The sequence below is a fragment of the Caballeronia calidae genome (genome assembly GCF_900044055.2).
GTDB classification, from domain to species: domain Bacteria; phylum Pseudomonadota; class Gammaproteobacteria; order Burkholderiales; family Burkholderiaceae; genus Caballeronia; species Caballeronia calidae.
The window spans coordinates 16,761-35,280 of sequence record NZ_FCOX02000029.1; the positions used below are offsets into that span (position 1 = coordinate 16,761).

18 protein-coding genes are annotated in these 18,520 nt (G+C 64.0%); 12 read left to right on the forward strand and 6 right to left on the reverse strand.

The genetic code is table 11. The annotated features are described in order from the left end of the window. Nucleotides 1-20 precede the first annotated feature (20 nt). The 4 genes from glnH to phnF form a co-directional block, all read right to left on the reverse strand. A complete protein-coding gene (glnH, locus tag AWB78_RS23925) occupies nucleotides 21-767 on the reverse strand; it encodes a glutamine ABC transporter substrate-binding protein GlnH (protein WP_062608473.1) in 747 nt (248 codons plus the stop codon). A gap of 162 nt (nucleotides 768-929) precedes the next feature. Continuing rightward, nucleotides 930-1,490, reverse strand: coding sequence for a phosphonate metabolism protein/1,5-bisphosphokinase (PRPP-forming) PhnN (gene phnN / locus AWB78_RS23930; protein WP_062608474.1), 561 nt, complete (start codon nucleotides 1,488-1,490; stop codon nucleotides 930-932). After that, nucleotides 1,487-2,182, reverse strand: coding sequence for a DUF1045 domain-containing protein (locus tag AWB78_RS23935; RefSeq protein WP_062608475.1), 696 nt, complete (start codon nucleotides 2,180-2,182; stop codon nucleotides 1,487-1,489). Before AWB78_RS23935 ends, phnN begins: the two co-directional genes overlap by 4 nt. Continuing rightward, entirely contained in the window at nucleotides 2,179-2,934 is a 756-nt protein-coding gene (gene phnF, locus AWB78_RS23940; protein ID WP_062608476.1) for a phosphonate metabolism transcriptional regulator PhnF, read from the reverse strand. The genes AWB78_RS23935 and phnF overlap by 4 nt, the downstream gene beginning before the upstream one ends. A 163-nt stretch (nucleotides 2,935-3,097) precedes the next feature. On the opposite strand from phnF, the gene phnG reads away from it, so the two are divergent. The 12 genes from phnG (at nucleotide 3,098) to AWB78_RS24000 (ending at nucleotide 16,255) form a co-directional block, all read left to right on the forward strand. Further along, nucleotides 3,098-3,580 (forward strand): phosphonate C-P lyase system protein PhnG, encoded by a 483-nt coding sequence (gene phnG / locus AWB78_RS23945; protein WP_062608477.1) that lies wholly within the window; start codon nucleotides 3,098-3,100, stop codon nucleotides 3,578-3,580. Continuing rightward, nucleotides 3,577-4,200, forward strand: coding sequence for a phosphonate C-P lyase system protein PhnH (phnH, locus tag AWB78_RS23950; protein ID WP_062608478.1), 624 nt, complete (start codon nucleotides 3,577-3,579; stop codon nucleotides 4,198-4,200). Before phnG ends, phnH begins: the two co-directional genes overlap by 4 nt. After that, nucleotides 4,200-5,300, forward strand: a complete 1,101-nt coding sequence (locus AWB78_RS23955; RefSeq protein WP_062608479.1) for a carbon-phosphorus lyase complex subunit — start codon at nucleotides 4,200-4,202, stop codon at nucleotides 5,298-5,300. Before phnH ends, AWB78_RS23955 begins: the two co-directional genes overlap by 1 nt. Then, nucleotides 5,297-6,151 carry an alpha-D-ribose 1-methylphosphonate 5-phosphate C-P-lyase PhnJ gene (locus AWB78_RS23960; protein ID WP_062608480.1) on the forward strand — a complete coding sequence of 285 codons (855 nt, stop codon included), beginning with the start codon at nucleotides 5,297-5,299 and terminating at the stop codon, nucleotides 6,149-6,151. The genes AWB78_RS23955 and AWB78_RS23960 overlap by 4 nt, the downstream gene beginning before the upstream one ends. Next, nucleotides 6,148-6,918 carry a phosphonate C-P lyase system protein PhnK gene (gene phnK, locus AWB78_RS23965; protein ID WP_062608481.1) on the forward strand — a complete coding sequence of 257 codons (771 nt, stop codon included), beginning with the start codon at nucleotides 6,148-6,150 and terminating at the stop codon, nucleotides 6,916-6,918. The genes AWB78_RS23960 and phnK overlap by 4 nt, the downstream gene beginning before the upstream one ends. 10 nt (nucleotides 6,919-6,928) lie before the next feature. Then, the gene (phnL, locus tag AWB78_RS23970) at nucleotides 6,929-7,696 is read left to right on the forward strand and encodes a phosphonate C-P lyase system protein PhnL (protein ID WP_062608482.1); all 768 of its coding nucleotides are present in this window, start codon (nucleotides 6,929-6,931) and stop codon (nucleotides 7,694-7,696) included. Continuing rightward, nucleotides 7,690-8,823, forward strand: a complete 1,134-nt coding sequence (locus AWB78_RS23975) for an alpha-D-ribose 1-methylphosphonate 5-triphosphate diphosphatase (RefSeq protein WP_062608483.1) — start codon at nucleotides 7,690-7,692, stop codon at nucleotides 8,821-8,823. Before phnL ends, AWB78_RS23975 begins: the two co-directional genes overlap by 7 nt. Nucleotides 8,824-9,105: 282 nt before the next feature. Then, nucleotides 9,106-10,470, forward strand: coding sequence for an MFS transporter (locus tag AWB78_RS23980; RefSeq protein ID WP_062608484.1), 1,365 nt, complete (start codon nucleotides 9,106-9,108; stop codon nucleotides 10,468-10,470). Between the two features lie 674 nt (nucleotides 10,471-11,144). Continuing rightward, nucleotides 11,145-12,941 (forward strand): ShlB/FhaC/HecB family hemolysin secretion/activation protein, encoded by a 1,797-nt coding sequence (locus tag AWB78_RS23985; protein WP_062608485.1) that lies wholly within the window; start codon nucleotides 11,145-11,147, stop codon nucleotides 12,939-12,941. Nucleotides 12,942-12,956: 15 nt separating this feature from the next. Beyond that, on the forward strand, nucleotides 12,957-14,183 hold the full coding sequence (locus AWB78_RS23990; protein WP_062608486.1) for a hypothetical protein: 1,227 nt from the start codon (nucleotides 12,957-12,959) through the stop codon (nucleotides 14,181-14,183). 70 nt (nucleotides 14,184-14,253) lie between these two features. Continuing rightward, nucleotides 14,254-15,792 carry a methyl-accepting chemotaxis protein gene (locus tag AWB78_RS23995; protein ID WP_062608487.1) on the forward strand — a complete coding sequence of 513 codons (1,539 nt, stop codon included), beginning with the start codon at nucleotides 14,254-14,256 and terminating at the stop codon, nucleotides 15,790-15,792. A 181-nt stretch (nucleotides 15,793-15,973) separates the two neighbouring features. Then, complete coding sequence (locus AWB78_RS24000; protein ID WP_062608488.1) at nucleotides 15,974-16,255, forward strand: hypothetical protein; 282 nt, start codon at nucleotides 15,974-15,976, stop codon at nucleotides 16,253-16,255. Nucleotides 16,256-16,337: 82 nt separating this feature from the next. Here AWB78_RS24000 and AWB78_RS24005 read toward each other — a convergent pair whose 3' ends face one another. Together AWB78_RS24005 and AWB78_RS24010 are read right to left on the reverse strand one after the other, a co-directional pair. Next, entirely contained in the window at nucleotides 16,338-17,900 is a 1,563-nt protein-coding gene (locus AWB78_RS24005) for a serine hydrolase (protein ID WP_062608489.1), read from the reverse strand. Nucleotides 17,901-18,009: 109 nt separating this feature from the next. After that, entirely contained in the window at nucleotides 18,010-18,444 is a 435-nt protein-coding gene (locus AWB78_RS24010; RefSeq protein WP_062608490.1) for a VOC family protein, read from the reverse strand. Between the last annotated feature and the right edge of the window lie 76 nt (nucleotides 18,445-18,520).

Genomic DNA, 18,520 nt, shown 5'->3' on the forward strand with positions numbered 1-18,520 from the left:
ATTCTCCAGAGCGCGCGCGATCAGGACTTCGCCGGCTCGACGCCGAACCACTTCTTGTAGATGGCCGCATAGCGTCCGTCCGCCTTGATCTTCGCGATCTCCGCGTTGACCTTCGCGACCAGCGGGCTGCCCTTCGGAAACGCGATGCCGTATTGCTGCGCCATCATCTGCGGGCCGACCGCCTTCACGCGCGACTTGCCCGCGGTGTGGATGTAGTAGAGGACGTTCGGCGTGTCGTGCATCGCGGCATCGACGCGGCCGGTGGCGAGTTCGAGATATGCGTTGTCGATGTTCGGGAACGCGCGCAGGTCCGTGTTCTTGAAGTTCGCCTTCGCGTAATCGAAGGACGACGTTCCGGTCTTGACCGCGAGCGTCTTGCCCTTCAGGTCGTCCGGTCCCTTGATCGTGCTGTCCGCCGGCACCATCAGCGTGAAGCCGCTGTCGTAGTAGCCGTCCGAGAAGTCGATGACCTTCTTGCGCTCGTCCTTGATCGTGATGCCCGCGAGCGCGACATCGACGTTATGTGTCTGCAGCGCAGGCAGGATGCCGCTGAAGTCCATCGGCTGCAGCTTGTAGTCGATCTTCAGATCCTTCGCGATTTCCTTCCACAAGTCGATGTCGAAGCCGACATATTCGTTGCCCTGCTTGAACTCGAACGGGACGAACGCGGTGTCGCACGCGACGAGCAGCGTCTCGGCGCGCGCGGCGCCGCTGACGAGGGAGAACGCGGCGACGGCGGCCACGGCGAGTTTTGCTGCGAATTTCATGATCGACCCCTTGTCGAAGTGGTTGCAAGCAGATTTGCTTTTCTTCCAACAACGCAAATCTATTTGCGAAGTGTCGGCGAACGAAAATCCAGTTGCAACTAGGGGTTTATACCGAGAGGGAATGAATCCGCGCCGCTGAACCGGGCGCGGATCGAGAAGGACTTAAGCGCGTTCCGCGAGCGTGAGCACGTCGAGGAGTTGCGTGCCGGCATCGGCGAGCATGCCGGAGTTGTCGATGTTCACGACCTGCGCATGCGACGGCAGCTCGAAAGCAGGGCGGCGCGCGAGACGCGCTTCGATCTGCCGGGCATCTTCGCGGCCACGACGTGCGAGGCGGGCGGCGAGCACCGAGGGCGTTGCATCGATATGCACGAAGCGGGCATCGGGATAACGCTCGAGCGCGCGCTCCGCATGCTGCCGCGAGCCGTTCACGACGACCGGCATGCCGCGCGCGAGCCACGCATCCAGCTCGATGCCGATGCCGTAGCGCAAGCCGAGGCTCTCCCAATGCATCGCGAAGAGGCCGAAGGAAAGGCGCGATGCGAATTCGTCATGCGAAAGCGCGATATGGTTCTCGCCGTCCGCGACCGGGCGCGTGATGTAGCGATGCGCGAACATCACCTGCGCGCCGACGCGTTCGCGCGCGAAGCCGAGCAGCGAGTCCTTGCCCGCGCCCGATGGCCCCATCACGTAGATCAGTTTGGCGCTGTCGATGCTGCTCATGCCACGACATCCTGTGCGTTGTTGAACGGAAGGCGCTGCCACAGCCTGAAGGGCGCGCCCGGCTCGGGCTCGATGAACAGCGCCGCGCCGTGTATCGGCAGCGGGCCGAGCGTGTCGACGCGCCGCCTCCAGTCCGACATGATCGATGCGCGCGCGTTCGCGTCGTCGAGCGAATCGGAAAGCGTCATATGAAAGCGATATTCGTCGAGCACATAGGGATAGCCCCATTCGCGCAGAAGCTCGATCTGCCGCGCGCTCATGCCGTCGACGATGCGCCGCTCGATGCTGGTCCGTGATGGCATTGTGCGCAGCGCGGATAGCGCGTTCAGTGCGCTAGCCGCTAGTGTGCGAAGGGTTTTGTCGTCCCCGGTTTCGGCCGGTCGCAGCGCGACGAAGCGACCCATTTCCGCAGGCTGCATGCGAATCTCGAAGCGCGGCACCGAACTCGCCCAGGCGCGCGCACATGCCAGCACGTCCGCCAGTGTCACGCCCGGTGCCGTATGAAACGGTGCGATGAGCGTGGCATGCCAGCCGTATCGGCGCGGCGCATGCGTGAGCTCATGCGCGGGCGTCGCGGTTTCGAGGCCGTTCTCGGGATCGCGCCCGAGCCATTCGCAGCCTTCGCGCCACCATGCGGACGAAGCGGGCGGCGCGTAATAAAGCGCTACACGCGGATTGCCGGCGGCGCTCATAAATCGTGCTCGACCATCAATTGCACGCGGTCCGCCGCGAAGTGCGTGATGCCGTACTTGATGGGCACGCCGTCCTCGTCGACATCGACGTTCTCGACCCACAGCACCGGCTGCTGCCGGTTGATCTGCAAGCGCCGCGCCACATCCGACGAAGGCAGCACACTGCCGATGCGGCTCCATTTGCGCGTGTAATCCTTTACGCCGAATCGTTCGAGCGCGGCGCTCACGCCGCCCGCCGCCTCGATGGCCGCGGGCAGATCGCTGAAGCGCGCGGCCGGATACCAGTTGCGCGCATACGTCATGGGGATGCCGTCGGAATCGTGGCGCGTCTCGATCTGATAGACGAGCGTGCCCGCGCGCACGCCGAGCGCCTTCGCGACCGTGGGATCGGCCTTTACGCGCTCGGAGCTCAGCACGACACCCGCCGACGTGTGCTTCTGGCGGCGCAGATTTTCGGTGAAGCGCGTGCGCCGGCCGATCTGATAGTCGATCGCGCCCGGCTGGACGAACGTGCCGCGCCCCTGCTCGACGCTCACGAGGCCCGTCGCCGCGAGCCGCAGCATCGCGCGTCGCACGGTATGGCGGTTCACGTCGAAGCGCTTCGCCAGTTCGGCTTCGCTCGGCAGGCGTCCTTCCTCGCCGAAGCTCTTCGCGGCGATCTCGGCGGCGAGGATCTGCTCGATCTGCCGCCACACCGCGACCCCCGCGCCGCGCTCGACCGCATGAGGCGCCGCATTTTCGTTGGATGTCATTGCGCTGTCATTCCTGTCGGTTTGAATATCGATCTCCCGGATTGTAGTGCGCAACTCGTGATGGAAATGTGAAAGCACCATTACACGACCAAACGTCTAGACGACTAGATAAGACAACGAGTAGCATGACGACGACCGAATCCTTTCAGACAAAGGGAAAGCGATGAGTACTTCAATGGAGCAGGGCGACGTGCCGGGCCGCCGCGAATGGATGGCGGTGCTTGCCCGCACGCCGCGCGACGCGCTGAAGCAGGCGCTCGACACCGCGCTCGACGGCGCGAAGACGCCCGATTACGAATGGCTGCGCGCGCCGGACATCGGGCTTGCGATGGTGCGCGGGCGCATCGGCGGCACGGGCGATGCGTTCAATCTCGGCGAAGCGACCGTCACGCGCGCCACGCTGCGTCTGCGCACGGATGACGGCAGCGCGCCCGTCGGCGTCGCGGTGCACATGGGTCGCGACAAGGAGCGCGCGACGCTCGCCGCGCTCGCGGACGCGCTTCTGCAAATGCCGCGTTATGCCGACACGTTGCAGACGCAACTGATCGCGCCGCTGGCCGCGCGCATCGCCGATGAACGGCGTCGCAAGGAAGCGGAAGCGGCCGCGACCAAGGTCGAATTCTTCACGATGGTGAGAGGGGAATGATGCAGATCGACATGACCACGCTCGTGCCCGGCTTCAACGATACGGTGCACGACGCGCAGCGTGTGTTCCGCGCGCTGCTCGATGCGCTGTCGCGGCCGGGCAGCATCGTCGCGATCGATGCCGCGTTGCCCAACAATCACGCGATGCGCGATGCGCTCGCCGGCCGCGTGCCGCTCGCGGCGTTCGCGTCGCTGCTCGCGCTGACGGATTATTCGACGCCGGTGTTCATCGAACGCGACGACAACGTGCTCGGCGATGCGCTGCGCTTCCACGCGAGCGCGCCTTTGACGCGCGAGCGACGCGAGGCCGCGTTCGCCTATATCGACGATGCGCGCAACATGCCTTCGCTCGATGCGTTCTCGCACGGCGATCCCGAATCGCCCGAGGATGCGGCCACGCTCTTCATTCGCGTGCCGTCGCTTACCGAAGGCGAGCCGCTCGTGTGGAGCGGTCCCGGCATTGCGGAGTCGCGCACGGTCGGCATCGCGGGAGTGTCGCGCGAGTTCTGGCGCGAGCGTGCGGCGCTCACCGCGCGCTTTCCTTGCGGCATCGACTGCTATTTCGTCGCGGGCGGCTCGCTCGTCGGCCTGCCGCGCACGACGCACGTGGAGGTGAACTGATGTACGTCGCGGTCAAGGGTGGCGAACGCGCCATCGAACGTTCATGGGATGTGCTCGCGAAGAAGCGTCGCGGCGATGTCGCCGTGCCGGAGCTTTCCGTCGCGCAGATTCGCGAGCAGATGCGTCTTGCCGTCGCGCGCGTGATGACGGAAGGCTCCGTCTACGATGAAGACCTCGCCGCGCTCGCGATCAAGCAGGCGGCGGGCGATCTCGTCGAAGCGATCTTTCTGCTGCGCGCGTATCGCACGACGCTGCCGCGCTTCGGCTACACATTGCCGATCGATACGGAAACGATGTGCGTCGAGCGGCGCATCTCGGCGGCGTTCAAGGATATTCCCGGCGGACAGATGCTCGGCGGCACCTACGATTACACGCAGCGTCTGCTCGATTTCACGCTGCTTGCGGAAGGCGAACAAGTTCGCGATGCAACTATCGCGGCGAAGGAGCCCGAAGCGGGCGCGATGCCGCGCGTGCTTTCCATGCTCGACAAGGAAGGCCTGATCGAACAGGAGCGCGCACATGACAACGCGCCGGAACCGGGCGATCTCTCGCGCGAGCCGCTGTCATTTCCCGCTGATCGCTCGACGCGCCTGCAAAACCTCGCGCGCGGCGACGAAGGCTTTCTGCTCGCGGTCGGCTATGCAACGCAGCGCGGCTATGCGCACAGCCATCCGTTCGCGGGCGAGATTCGTCACGGCGAAGTGGCGGTGGAAATGCATATCGACGAACTGGGTTTCGCGGTCGAGATCGGCGATATCGGCATCACCGAGTGCCAGATGATCAATCAGTTCGCAGGCAGCGGCGACGTGCCGCCGACATTCACGCAGGGCTACGGCCTCGCGTTCGGTCATTCGGAGCGCAAGGCAATGGCGATGGCGCTCGTGGACCGCGCCTTGCGTGCGGAAGAACTCGGTGAAACCGTCGGCTCGCCCACGCAGGACCCCGAGTTCGTGCTGTATCACAGCGATAACGTCGAAGCGTCCGGTTTCGTGCAACACCTGAAATTGCCGCATTACGTCGACTTCCAATCCGAGCTGGAACTGCTGCGCCGCCTGCGCGCGGCGCATGTCGCGGACAATGACGAGGAGAACGCGGCATGAACGCACTCACGGAAGGTTATAACTTCGCGTATCTCGACGAGCAGACCAAGCGCATGATCCGTCGCGCGCTGCTCAAGGCTGTTGCGGTGCCGGGCTATCAGGTGCCGTTCGCATCGCGCGAAATGCCGCTGCCTTACGGATGGGGCACGGGCGGCTTGCAGGTGACATCGGCGATCATCGGCGAGAGCGATACGCTGAAGGTTATCGATCAAGGTTCCGATGAAACGACGAACGCCGTGAACATTCGACGCTTCTTCGCGCGCACGGCGGGCGTCGCGACCACCACACGCACCGCCGATGCGAGCATCGTGCAGACGCGTCACCGTATTCCCGAGACGCCGCTGACGGACAAGCAGATCATCGTCTATCAGGTGCCAATGCCCGAGCCATTGTTTCGCCTCGAACCGCGCGTGACGGAGTGCAGAAAGCTGCACGCGCTCGCGGACTACGGCCTCATCAACGTGAAATACTATGAGGATATCGTGCAGCACGGCAGCATCGCCACGACCTACGATTATCCGGTGCTGGTGAACGACCGCTATCTGACGTCGCCATCGCCGATCCCGAAGTTCGACAATCCGAAGATGCACATGAACCCCGCATTGCAACTCTTCGGCGCGGGCCGCGAGCGGCGCATCTATGCGATTCCGCCTTATACGAAAGTGAAGAGCCTGGATTTCGAGGATCATCCCTTCAGCGTGCAGAAGTGGGAGCATGCTTGCGCGCTATGCGGCTCGCACGACAGCTTTCTCGACGAGATGATCGTCGACGATCAGGGCACGCGCCTGTTCGTGTGCTCCGACAGCGACTACTGCCATAGCCGTCGCGATGACGAAGAGGTGGCGCGATGAACGCATTGCTCAAAGCGACGCGCCTCACGAAGCGCTATGACGGACGCGGCGGCTGCGTCGATGTCGATCTCGATGTCTTTCCGGGCGAAGTGCTGTGCATCGTCGGGGAATCGGGTTCGGGGAAATCGACCTTGCTGAACGCGCTTGCATTGCGCGGCGAAATCGACGGCGGCGCGCTCGCCTATACGACACGCGAAGGCGAAACGCTCGATCTGCTGACGCTGGCCGAGCCGCGCAAACGCCTTCTGTCACGCACCGAATGGGGCTTCGTGCATCAGAACGCGCGTGACGGATTGCGACGCAACGTATCGGCGGGCGCGAACATCGGCGAACCGTTGATGGCGATCGGCGCGCGTCATTACGGGCGTCTGCGCGAAACGGCGGCCGACTGGATGAGCCGCGTCGAACTCGATGCCGCGCGCATCGACGAATTGCCTTCGGCGTTTTCGGGCGGCATGCAACAGCGCTTGCAGATCGCGCGTAATCTGGTGACCGGGCCGCGCCTCGTGTTCATGGATGAGCCTACCGCCGGCCTCGATGTATCGGTGCAGGCGCGTCTGCTCGATCTCCTGCGCACGCTGACGAGCAAGCTGCATCTCGCGGCGGTGATCGTCACGCACGATATCGGCGTGGCGCGTCTGCTCGCGCATCGGCTGATGGTGATGAAGGACGGGCGCGTCGTCGAAAGCGGACTGACGGATCAGGTGCTCGACGATCCACAACATCCTTATACGCAGACGCTCGTTGCGTCCGTGCTGCCCGTTTGAGGTGCGACCGATGACCATGAACTCCTTTGTCACCAACGACGCGCTGATGCTGCAGGCACGCGGCATCGAGAAGACATTCACACTGCATCAGCAGGGCGGGGCGCGCATCGCGGCGCTGTCGGGCGTATCGCTCGATGTGGAGCGCGGCGAATGCGTCGTGCTCGCGGGCGCATCGGGGGCGGGCAAGAGCACGTTCCTGCGCTGCATGTACGGCAACTATCTCGCGACGCGCGGGACCATCGCCATTCGCGACGACAGCAAGCCGCAGCGTCATGTGATGCTGACCGAAGCCGCGCCGCACGAGATCATCCGTCTGCGCAACACGACGATGGGCTACGTGAGCCAGTTTCTGCGCGCGATTCCGCGTGTGTCGTCGCTCGATCTCGTCGCGGAGCCGCTCGTGTCGCGCGGCGTCGATGAAGACGAAGCGCGCGAACGTGCGAGCCGCCTGCTCGAACGCCTCAACGTGCCGCGCCGCTTGTGGACGCTCGCGCCCGCGACGTTCTCCGGCGGCGAGCAGCAGCGCGTGAATATCGCGCGCGGACTGATCGCGGCGCATCCGCTTCTCTTGCTCGATGAACCCACCGCATCGCTCGATGCCGGGAATCGCGACGTGGTCGCCGATCTGATCGTCGAGGCGCGCGAGAAGGGCGCGGCGATCGTCGGCATCTTTCACGACGAAGACACGCGCGAGCGCGTCGCGACCCGCATCGTGCGGCTCGCGAGCGCTAACGCCGCATACGTACAAACCGATTCCGGAGTGTTGCAGACATGCTGATCAAGAATGCGCGCATCGTGACGCGCGACGAGGATTTCGTGGGCACCGTGCGCGTCGAGGGCGCACGCATCGCGGAGATCGCGCCGGGCAATACATCGGCGCGCGAAGCCGAGGACTGGGGCGGTGACTATCTGCTGCCGGGCTTCGTCGAGCTGCATACGGACAACATCGAGAAGCATCTCGCGCCGCGTCCGGGCGTGCTGTGGAATCACGAAGCGGCGATCATCGTCCATGACGCGCAAGTGGCGGCAGCGGGCATCACGACCGTGTTCGATGCACTGGGCGTGGGCTCGCGTCCCGAAGACGGCGTGCGCGGCCGCGAGCTTCAGGTGCAATGCGCGAAGTCGATCGGCAAGTTCGTCGAGCGCGATCTCCTGCGCGCCGATCACTTTCTGCATCTGCGTTGCGAAGTGGGCACGACGGATGTCGTCGAAGTGTTCGATTCGTTGAGCGCGCATCCGCTCTTCAGGCTTGCTTCGGTGATGGATCACACGCCCGGGCAGCGCCAATGGCAGGACCACGAGAAGTGGCGCAAGTATCAGGAGCGTCACGGCAAATGGAGCGACGAGCACACGAACAAGATCCTCGCCGAGCTCGCCGATCATCAGGCGCGCTATGCGGCGAAGCATCGCGCGGATATCGTCGCGCGCTGCAAGGGGCTGAACATCGCGCTCGCGAGCCACGACGACACGCTCGTCGAGCACGTCGAGGAAGCGGCGCGCGACGGCATCGCGCTCGCCGAATTTCCGACGACGCTCGAAGCCGCCCGCGCCGCGCGCACGCACGGCATCGCGACGATCATGGGCGCGCCGAACGTGGTGCGCGGCGGCTCGCATTCGGGCAACGTGTCGGCGCTGGAGCTGGCGCATGAAGGCCTGCTCGATATTTTGTCGTCCGATTACGTGCCGTCGAGCCTGTTGATCGCCGTGTTCGATCTCGTCGCGAAGGCGGGCTGGACGCTGCCGCGCGCGGTCGCCACGGTATCGTGGGCCCCCGCGCACGCGGCCGGCCTGACCGATCGCGGCGCCATCGCCACCGGACTGCGCGCCGACTTCGTGCGCGTCGCGTCGGTGGACGGCGTGCAGGTGCCGCGCGAGACCTGGCGCGCGGGACGGCGCGTTTCCTGACGCCGCGCGCATCGTTTCCATCCCTTCCGATAGCCACACGTCAGTGCTTCGTCATACGCGGGTAAGCCCGCGTTGACGGAGCGCAAGCTTCTTCGTACCCTCACTCGCGAGTTCGCTATGTGAATCGGTGTTCGTATATCGAACATTTTCACCGGTTCGCAAGCGTCGACCGGGTCTGCAACTCGCGTGACAACAACAAGAACGCCAGCGGGAAGCGGTTTCAGTTCCGGGATGCGCACTTTGCCTCGCTGTGCGCGCGCCCATCACCGAAAAGGGAATGAAGTGAGTAGAAGTCCTGCCGTGAACGTACAGACGTTCATCAACGAGCATCCGTTTTCGCCGTTTCAGTGGCTCATCTTCGTGATGTGCTTCGTCATCGTCCTGCTGGACGGTTTCGATACCGCCGCGATCGGCTTCATTGCGCCTTCGCTCGTCGCCGAATGGCAGATCAGCCGTCCGGCGCTCGCGCCCGTGCTGAGCGCCGCGCTATTCGGGCTCGCCGCAGGCGCGCTGCTGTCCGGGCCGCTGTCGGACAAGCTCGGCCGCCGCGCATTGCTGCTGACGTCGGTGCTGCTCTTCGGCGTCGCGTGTCTCGCGTCGTCATTCTCCGCCGACCTCACGCAACTGACGACGCTGCGCTTCATCACGGGCGTCGGCCTCGGCGCCGCGATGCCGAACGCCGTCACGATGATGAGCGAGTTCTGCCCCGACAACCGCCGCGCGACGCTCATCAACCTGATGTTCTGCGGCTTTCCGCTGGGCGCTGCGTTCGGCGGCTTTCTCGCGGCGTGGATGATTCCGCACTTCGGCTGGCGCAGCGTGCTGCTGCTCGGCGGTATCGCGCCGCTGGTGTTGTCGGTGCTGCTGATCGCCACGATGCCGGAATCGGTGCGCTACATGGTGGCGAAGGCGAAGCCCGTCGAGAAGATTCGCGCGACGCTCGCGCGCATTTCGTCCGATGCGATGCAGGCGGGCTCGTTCTTCATGACCGAAGCCGCGCCCGCCGCGACGGGGCAAAGCGGCATGAGCGTGGTGCTGTCGCGCTCGTATATCGTCGGCTCGGTGATGCTGTGGCTTACGTACTTCATGGGCCTCGTGATCTTCTATGCGTCGATCAACTGGATGCCGATCCTGCTCAGGGAATCCGGCCTGCCGCCGCAAAAGGCGACGCTCATCTCCGCGCTGTTCCCGCTCGGCGGCGTCGGCGCGGTGGTGTGCGGCGTGCTGATGGACAAGTTCAACGCGAACCGCATCATCGCCGCGTGCTACGCGCTCACCGCCGTGAGCGTGTATCTGATCGGCCAGGCGGCCGGTAACGTGGGCATGCTCGTGCTCGTCGTGTTCCTCGCGGGCGTGCTGATGAACACCGCGCAATCGTCGATGCCCGCGCTCGCCGCCGCGTTCTATCCGACGCAAGGGCGCGGCACGGGCGTCGCGTGGATGCTCGGCATCGGGCGCTTCGGCGGCATCGCGGGATCGTTCCTCGTCGCGGAACTGACGCGTCTGCACTTCACCTTCGGCGGCATCTTCGCGACGATCGCGGTGGCCGGGATCGTCTCGGCGATCGCGCTGCTGATCAAGCAGGCCGCGCATCCGCAGACGGCCATGGCCAGCGATCTCAAGGCGACGGAGCCGGTCGGGCATTGATTCGAGTTGTCGTGGTCGTATGACGCCCCGTGTGACGATGGTCACACGGGGCGTTTTTCTTTTTTGAGCGCGCTTCCGGCGCGCCGTGCTTTTTAGGATTTTCGCCTATTTCGATTTCGATAGACGTTTGAGAATGCCCGGTTTTCTTAACCGTTGCCGGGCAGCAGATTCCGTTTGCAAGTCAGCCCGCTCGATTTACCCGAAGAGCAAGGATGAACACCGGCCAACGCGAACCCGCTTGTAGATGCGCACAACGGGACTCAGCCGCCAGCCACGGGAGGCGCAGTGGTTACGCCGCCGCTGATGGTATGTTCGCCGGGCGGGCAGTGCGTGGCTACGCCGGCGATTGCAACGCCGGGAACGCCGGGGTATGTGCCGAGTAATGCGATGTTCAATGGGGCAGCGACGATTCGCACTCACGCAATGCGGCCTCGCAGGCCATTAAACGTTGGAAAATGTTCGGTCGTTCTTAAGTGTATGAGCCGAAATTCATCAAACAGCGACAACCCCCGCCCCCTCTCGCCCACAAAAAGACCAAAAAACTGAGAATCTTCCCATGCTAATAATCAGCCGAACCTGACATATTGCTGCCGCTTCGGCAGTGCAAAGGCCCGCCGCCGATTCGTCCGGCGCGTCACCCTTCGCGGCCTGTCACAAAATAATCAAAAGTGCAGATGAAGTTCACCCGCCGCGACGCGGCCCTGTCGCTCGCTGTCCTGTTGTCGTTTTCCGTTCACGCGCAACAAGCCATCACACGAGCCGACGAAGCCGCGGCAGCTCGCGCCAACACCCAGCAGGACCAGCAAGTTCAACAACAGCGCGACGCCCGCCAACGCGATGCAACGATCGAAGCCCCGGCGGTTCGTTCCGACGTCCCCGACTCCCAAGGCTTTCCGCTTCTTCCCTCCGAAAGCCCGTGTTTCCGCATCGACGATTTCGCTCTCGTCGTGCCCGCGACCTTGTCGGACACCGCACGCGAGCAGGGCGCGTCGTCGCTGCCGCTCGATCGCTTCGCTTTCGCGCGCGAATGGCTCGAACACTACAAGGGCCAATGCGTCGGCAAGGAAGGGGTGAATGTGCTCGCCAAAGGGCTGCAGCAAGCGATTCTCAGCCGAGGCATGGTCACCACGCGCGTGCTTCTGCCGGAGCAGAATCTCGCCGCCGGCAAGCTCGAATTTGCGCTGCTGCCCGGCCTGATCCGCGATCTGCGCTTTGCCGATGCCACGACGACCGGCACCTGGAAGTCCGCGTTTCCCGCGCGCCCCGGCGATGTGCTGAATCTGCGCGACCTCGAGCAAGGTCTCGAACAGATGAAGCGGGTCGCGAGCCAGGACGTCGACATGAAAATCGAGCCGACGAGCACGCCCGGCGAAAGCGATGTCGTCATCGACGTGAAGCGCGCGAAGCCGTGGAGCGCGGTCGCTTCGATCGACAACTCGGGCAGCCGCGCGACCGGCAAGCTGCAAGGCAACCTGAGCGTCGGCATCGACAATCCGCTCGGACTGAACGACGTCTTCAGCGCCGGCGTGAATCAGGATCTCTATCTGTTCGACAAAAGTCTCGGCTCGCACGGCTTCAACGGTTCCTACTCGATTCCCTGGGGCTACTGGACCGCGTCGCTCTTCGGTTATACGAACACCTACTATCAGTTGCTCGCCGGCGCGAATGAGACCTTCGTATCGAGCGGCAATGCGCAGACAGGCGGCATCAAGCTGCAGCGCGTCCTGTCGCGCGGGCAGAACGATGTGCTCGGGAGCTACGTGCAACTGTCGAAACGCTTTGGCGCGAGCTTCATGGAGGACACGGAAATCGAACTGCAGCACCGCAACAACACCTTCCTCGAACTCGGACTCACCGATCGTCACTACTTCGGCAATGCGCAACTCGACGGCACGCTGGCTTACCGGCAAGGTATCGGCGCGTTCGGCGCGCTGCCGGACCCCACGCTCGCGCCGAATCCGAATATCGCGCAAACCGATCCGACCAAGCCATACGATCCGACCTATCGCTTTCACATGGCGGTGCTCGATCTGAACCTCTCCGTGCCGTTCGCGATCGGCAAGCAGAACTTTCGTTATGTGGGCACGGTGCACGGTCAATACACCAACGACACGCTGTACTACATCGACGACCTGAGCATCGGCAGCCGCTACACGGTGCGCGGCTTCGACGGCGAGCAGATGCTCGCAGCCGAAAAGGGCTTCTACTGGCGCAACGAGTTGCAGGCGCCGCTCGGTCAGACCGGGCAATCGCTCTATGCGGGCATCGACTATGGCCGCGTGTTCGGGCCCAACACCGCGTTTCTCGGGGGCACGCAGCTCGCGGGCGCGGTCATCGGCGTGCGCGGCGGCATGCCGACCAAGCTGGCCGGATTGAGCTACGACATGTTCGTCGGCACACCCATCTACAAGCCGTCCGCGCTGACGACCGCGCGCGTCACGTTCGGCTTTCAGATGATGGCGCAGTTCTGACGGGGGCGCTGCGAGATGAACGCATCGAGAAAGCAATATGTTCTGCGCTTCTGCCGGTTTTGCATCGTCCTCGTGATGCTGCTGATCTGCGCGGGCAATATCACCAACAGCGTGTTGTTGAAGTATGGTTTTCGCGACACCCAGCAACTCGAGCATTACGACGAGACGTTCAGCCTCATCGGCATGATGAACGGGACTGCGCCGAAACCCTATGTATATCGCTCGACGCTCGCGAAAATCGCGAAGCGTGTCGCCGATGACATCGAGCCTTCCGTGCAGCAGAAGCTCTTTCGATCGATCAGAAAATACGACTCGCTGCGCAACGCATACTTCAGCGGCGTGCCCGACGCGCGATGGACGCCCGGCGTCGCAATCGCCTATCACCTGATGTACCTCGCGATCGTGCTCGCGACGATCTTCATCGTATTGATCGTCTACAGGCTCGCGCGGATGCACGGCTATCGGTTCGGCGCCGCGCTGGGATTCACGGCGGCTTTCAGCTTCATCTATCCGCTCACGTTCCAGCAGGGCGGCTATTTCTACGACTTCGCCGAGATGCTCGGCGTGTTCGGCGCGATGTACTTCCTGCTGAAGCGCCGGATGGTCGTCTGCACCTTGTTCGTCGCGCTGGCGTCGTTCAACAAGGAGACCTTCTTTCTCGTTCCGGTAGCGCTGTTCTTCCTGCACGACAGGAGCATCGCGCTGCGTCCACGCATTGGCTGGCTTGCGCTGCAGCTTGCGTGCTGCCTGATCGGGCGTCAGTGCATCATGAGCGGATACGCGCACAACGCGGGCGGCTTCGTCGAAGTGCATATACTCGACAATCTGCGCTTCTGGATAAAGCCGGGTTCGTACTTCAGCTTCTACAATCTAGTTGCCAAGGGCGTTTTCACGCCGAGCCTGCAAAATCCGCTCCTCTCGCTTCCGCTCTTCGTCTTCTTCCGTGAAGCATGGAAATCGGCGTCGCCGCGTTATCGACGCTATTTCCTCGCGGCTTTCCTGCCGCTTCTTCCGCTGTATGCGTGCTTCGGTTTCGGCGACGAAGTGCGCGGGCTGTCGCTGGCGTTTCCCGCGATTCTGCTATTGGCGCTCGGCGCGGCGCCCCGCTTCTCGTCCATCTTCGAGCCGGCGCCGGATCTTCGCGAGGCGCTTCCCGCCGCTAAAGATACGCAGCCTGCTGCCGTTAAATTGCCGGCAGCTTTCGATATCGAGTCCGCGTCGCACTCGCGCGCGCAAACGTAAAACGGTTCACGATCGGAAGCCGCAAAGCGCGCCTGACCCGGGCGCATCCATCGGCTCTTTCAACCAGATCGTGAATAAACTTTCTTTCAAGACCAAGCTCATGAGCACCGTGGGCTTCGTGTGGCTCAGTCTCATTCTTCTGTGCGCGCTCAACGCGATCTCCACGAAACACTCGCTGATGCGCAATCGTGAAGACGCGCTCGCCGAACAGGTCCAGTCGGCGACGAGCGTCGTCAGGTTCTATGTGAAGCAGGCGCAAAGCGGCGCGCTGCCCGAGGAAGAAGCGAAGAAGCTGGCCGTCGCCAGCGTGCGCGCGATCCGTTACGGCAAGAGCGGCTATCTCGGCATCCTCGATTCGAAGTTGTTCCAGATCCTGAACCCGGTGCGGCCCGATACGGAAAACAAGATCAACGATTTCGTCGACAGCACCGGCAAGCATTTCACCGCCGAAATCGTCAAGCACGGTCAGGACGGCTCGCACGTCACGACCTATCTCTATCCGAAGCCGGGCGAGCAGGAGCCGCTTCCCAAGATCACCTACGGCGACTATGTGCGCGAATGGGACTGGCACGTCTACACGGGCGCCTATATCGACGATATCGACGCCGCCTTCCACGCGATCGTGCTCAAGTCGCTGCTGCTCATCGGCGTGATCGGCGCGGCGCTCACGCTTGCGATGGCGCTCATCATTCGCGGCGTGCTGAAGAGCATCGGCGGCGATCCGCGCGATGCGGCGATCGTCTGCCAGCGCATCGCGGCCGGCGATCTCGCGCAGGTCGTGCCCGTGAAGAACGGCGACGATTCGAGCCTCATGCATTCGATGCACGCGATGCAATCGCGCCTCACGCAGACGATCGCGCAGATCAAGCTCGTCGCGGACGGCATCACGGCGGCATCGCGCGAAATCGCGGACGGTCATCACGATCTGTCATCGCGCACGGAAGAGCAGGCGGCGTCGCTGGCCGAGACGGCATCGAGCATGGAAGAGCTCACGTCGACCGTGCGTCTCAACTCCGACAACGCGGAGCAGGCGAGCGAGTTCGCGGCGAGCGCATCGTCGACGGTGGAAAGCGGCAGCGGCGTCGTGCTCGGCGTCGTCGCGACGATGGACAAGATCGCGGGCAGCTCGGAGAAGATCGTCGACATCATCGGCGTGATCGAAGGCATCGCGTTCCAGACCAATATTCTCGCGTTGAACGCGGCCGTCGAAGCGGCGCGCGCGGGCGAGCATGGCCGCGGCTTCGCGGTGGTCGCATCGGAAGTGCGCGCGCTCGCGCAGCGTTGCGCGGCGGCGGCGAAGGATGTGAAGACGCTGATCGACGAATCCGTGACGAACGTGACGGCGGGGCAGGATCTCGCGCAGCAATCCGGCGACACGATGAAGCAGATCCTCACGTCCGTCTCGCGCGTGTCGGACATCATGAACGAGATTTCGTCGGCGTCGTCGCAGCAGACGCAGGGCATCGAGCAGGTGGGCGTCGCGATCACGCAGATGGACGCCGTCACGCAGCAGAACGCCGCGCTCGTCGAACAGGCGACCGCCGCCGCGTCCGCGCTCGCGGTCCAGGCGGAAGAACTGAAGCGCGCGGTCGCGGTGTTCAAAACCTGAACTTTCGGACCGGGACGCAGCTTTCATCGATGACACCGGTGTCCGGCGAATCGTCAGACCGTGGCATGGGGCGTGCTGACTCGTACCGTGCGAACCGGCTGCCTCGCGCCACGCAGGCGGCCGGCAGGCAGAACCCGCCGCACGCATCGCATTTCGCCAACCGCTAATTGGAGTGTCCGACATGAAACGCTTCGCCATTTCCGCCGCTGCCGGCGCTTTCGCTCTCGTCTGTGCGTCCGCTTTCGCGCAAGACAATCCGCCGAGCTCGAACACGGGCTTGCAGGCCGGCGACAACGCGCAAACCACGACGCAGCCCGCGCAGTCGAAATCGACGCACAAGTCCACGCATTCGAAGCAGATGCACAAGAGCCCGATGAACTCGGGCCCGTCCATGTCGCCGGGCGGCACCGCGTCGCCGAGCGGTCCGGGCGCGCCGGTCAGCGCGAGCGGCTCCGGCCAGTAACGCACCTTGCCGTCAGCAACGGGACGCCCTCGCGGTGTCCCGTTTGTTTTGCCTTCAACGCACGAAATGCAAAGCACGAAATTCAACGCACGAAAGTGCCGAGGCCGTCGGCGTCGTAATACTCCAGCGTCACGCGGTCGCTCAGAAACGATGCCTTCGAAATCGTGCCGGGACTCGCGTTCTCGTTGACGAGCGTGAACGTGAAGATATCGCCGTCCCAGTGCGCGAGCGGCAGGGTCATCGGACGCGGTCCGATGAGAATCGCGAGCGCGCCGCCCTGATCGACGACCTGGATCGGGCCGAAATAGTCGTTCTTGTAGGTGCCGATGTAAGTCGACAGCGCCCGCGCCGGCAGCGGCGATGCGGGCGGCTGCGCGCCGACGAGCGAGCCCGCCGGCTTCGAAAGCGGCAGCAGCGCATCGTTATAGCGCTTGAACCAGTCGTGCTGGATCGAGCCGAATTGCACGATGTCGAAGAACTGCTGATTGAGCGTCTCCGGCACGCCGATCGGATAGCCGTTCGTCAGCGCGACGATCGCGAGATTCGTCGATGGCACCACCATGAAGTTCGTCGCCGCGCCCACGGCGAACGCGCCCGAATGGCTGTACGACGGCCGCCCTGTTTCCGTCTGTCCCACGTTGAAGCCGTAGCCGTAGAAGCCCGCAGGCCTGCCGTCGCCGGGCGGCGAGCTTTGCGCCTGCGCGCTGGTCGCGGCGGCGAGCGCGGTGGCATCGACGATGCGCCTGCCGTCGAAGACGCCCGCGCCGAGCATCATCGCGAGCCACTTCGCCATGTCGTTCACCGAGGCGCTCACGCCGCCTGCGGGCGACTGCGCGTCGGGCATCGTGCCCATGCCCTGCACCCACTGACCGCCGCGCTTCACGTGTCCGGCCGCGCGGTTCGGTCGCGCGATGAAATCGGCATAGCGCGAGCTCGTGCTCGTCATGCCGAGCGGCTTGTAGAGCACGTTGTCGGAGAGGGTCGCCCAGTCGATGCCCGCGGCCGCCGCCACCGATTCCGCCGCCGCCGTGAGCCCGAAGTTCGTATAGAAGTACGAATGACGGAACGGATGCAGCGGCAGAAAGCGCAGGCGTTGGAGCACTTCCGTTTGCCCGTAGCCCATGTCTTCGAGCGTGTCGCCGGCGTGATCGGGCAAGCCGGACTGATGCGAATAGAGATCGCCGATGGTCACGGCCGCGCTGACATCGGCATCGGACAGCGTGAACCACGGCAGATGCGCGCGCACGGGCGTATTCCACGCGATGCCGCCCGCGCCGACCTGATGCGCGACCACCGCCGCTCCCACCGACTTCGACACCGATGCGAGCTGAAACACGGTATCGGCATCGACCGTCTGCCCCGAGCCGACGAGCCGCGTGCCGAAGCCTTTGGCATAAACGGTCTGCGTGCCGCGCACGACTGCGACGGCCATGCCGGGCACGCCGGTGCTGCTCAGCAGGTTGCTGGCGAGGGTATCGAGCTGGGAGAGGGCGGCGTTGACTTGCGCGTCCGGCACGGGGCCGGTTTGCGATCCGCCGGATGGATTCGCTGCGTTGGAATCATCGGAATCCGAGCCGCCGCACGCGGCGATCGTGCTGCACAGCGCCGCGCCGAGAAAGCGGCGGCGTCCCTCTGAAGGTCTCATTCCCGTCTCCCCGATGTCGCGCACGGCGCGCTCGACGGATTCTATCTGGGAAACGATCCGTCAGACGCGCGTCGTGCGAACGAAAGGGAAGCGGATATCGCGGGCCGTGTTACTTCGCGAACAGCGACGACATATCGGCGAATGCCTTGATCTCGACGGCATTGCCCGACGGATCGAGGAAGAACATCGTCGCCTGCTCGCCGACTTCGCCCTTGAAGCGGATATGCGGCTCGATGATGAAGCGCGTGCCCGCGGCGCGCGGCTTCTCCGCGAGTTCTTCCCATTGCGGAATGGACAGCACGACGCCGAAGTGACGCACCGGCACCGCGTCGCCGTCGACGGCGCTCGTCGAGCGATGTCCCGCTTCCTCCGGCGCGAGATGCGCGACGATCTGATGCCCGTAGAAGTCGAAATCGACCCATGCGTCGGAGCTGCGGCCTTCCGGGCAGCCGAGCAGCTCGCCGTAGAACTCGCGCGCGGCGGCGAGGCTGTGGACAGGGAATGCGAGGTGAAACGGCGGGATGGCGTGCTGGGTCGTGCTCATGTTGACGAGTCCTTTCTTCGACGTGTGCGGGAACGAAGACCACAGTGTATTGATAAATAAATGTGTTGAAAAACGA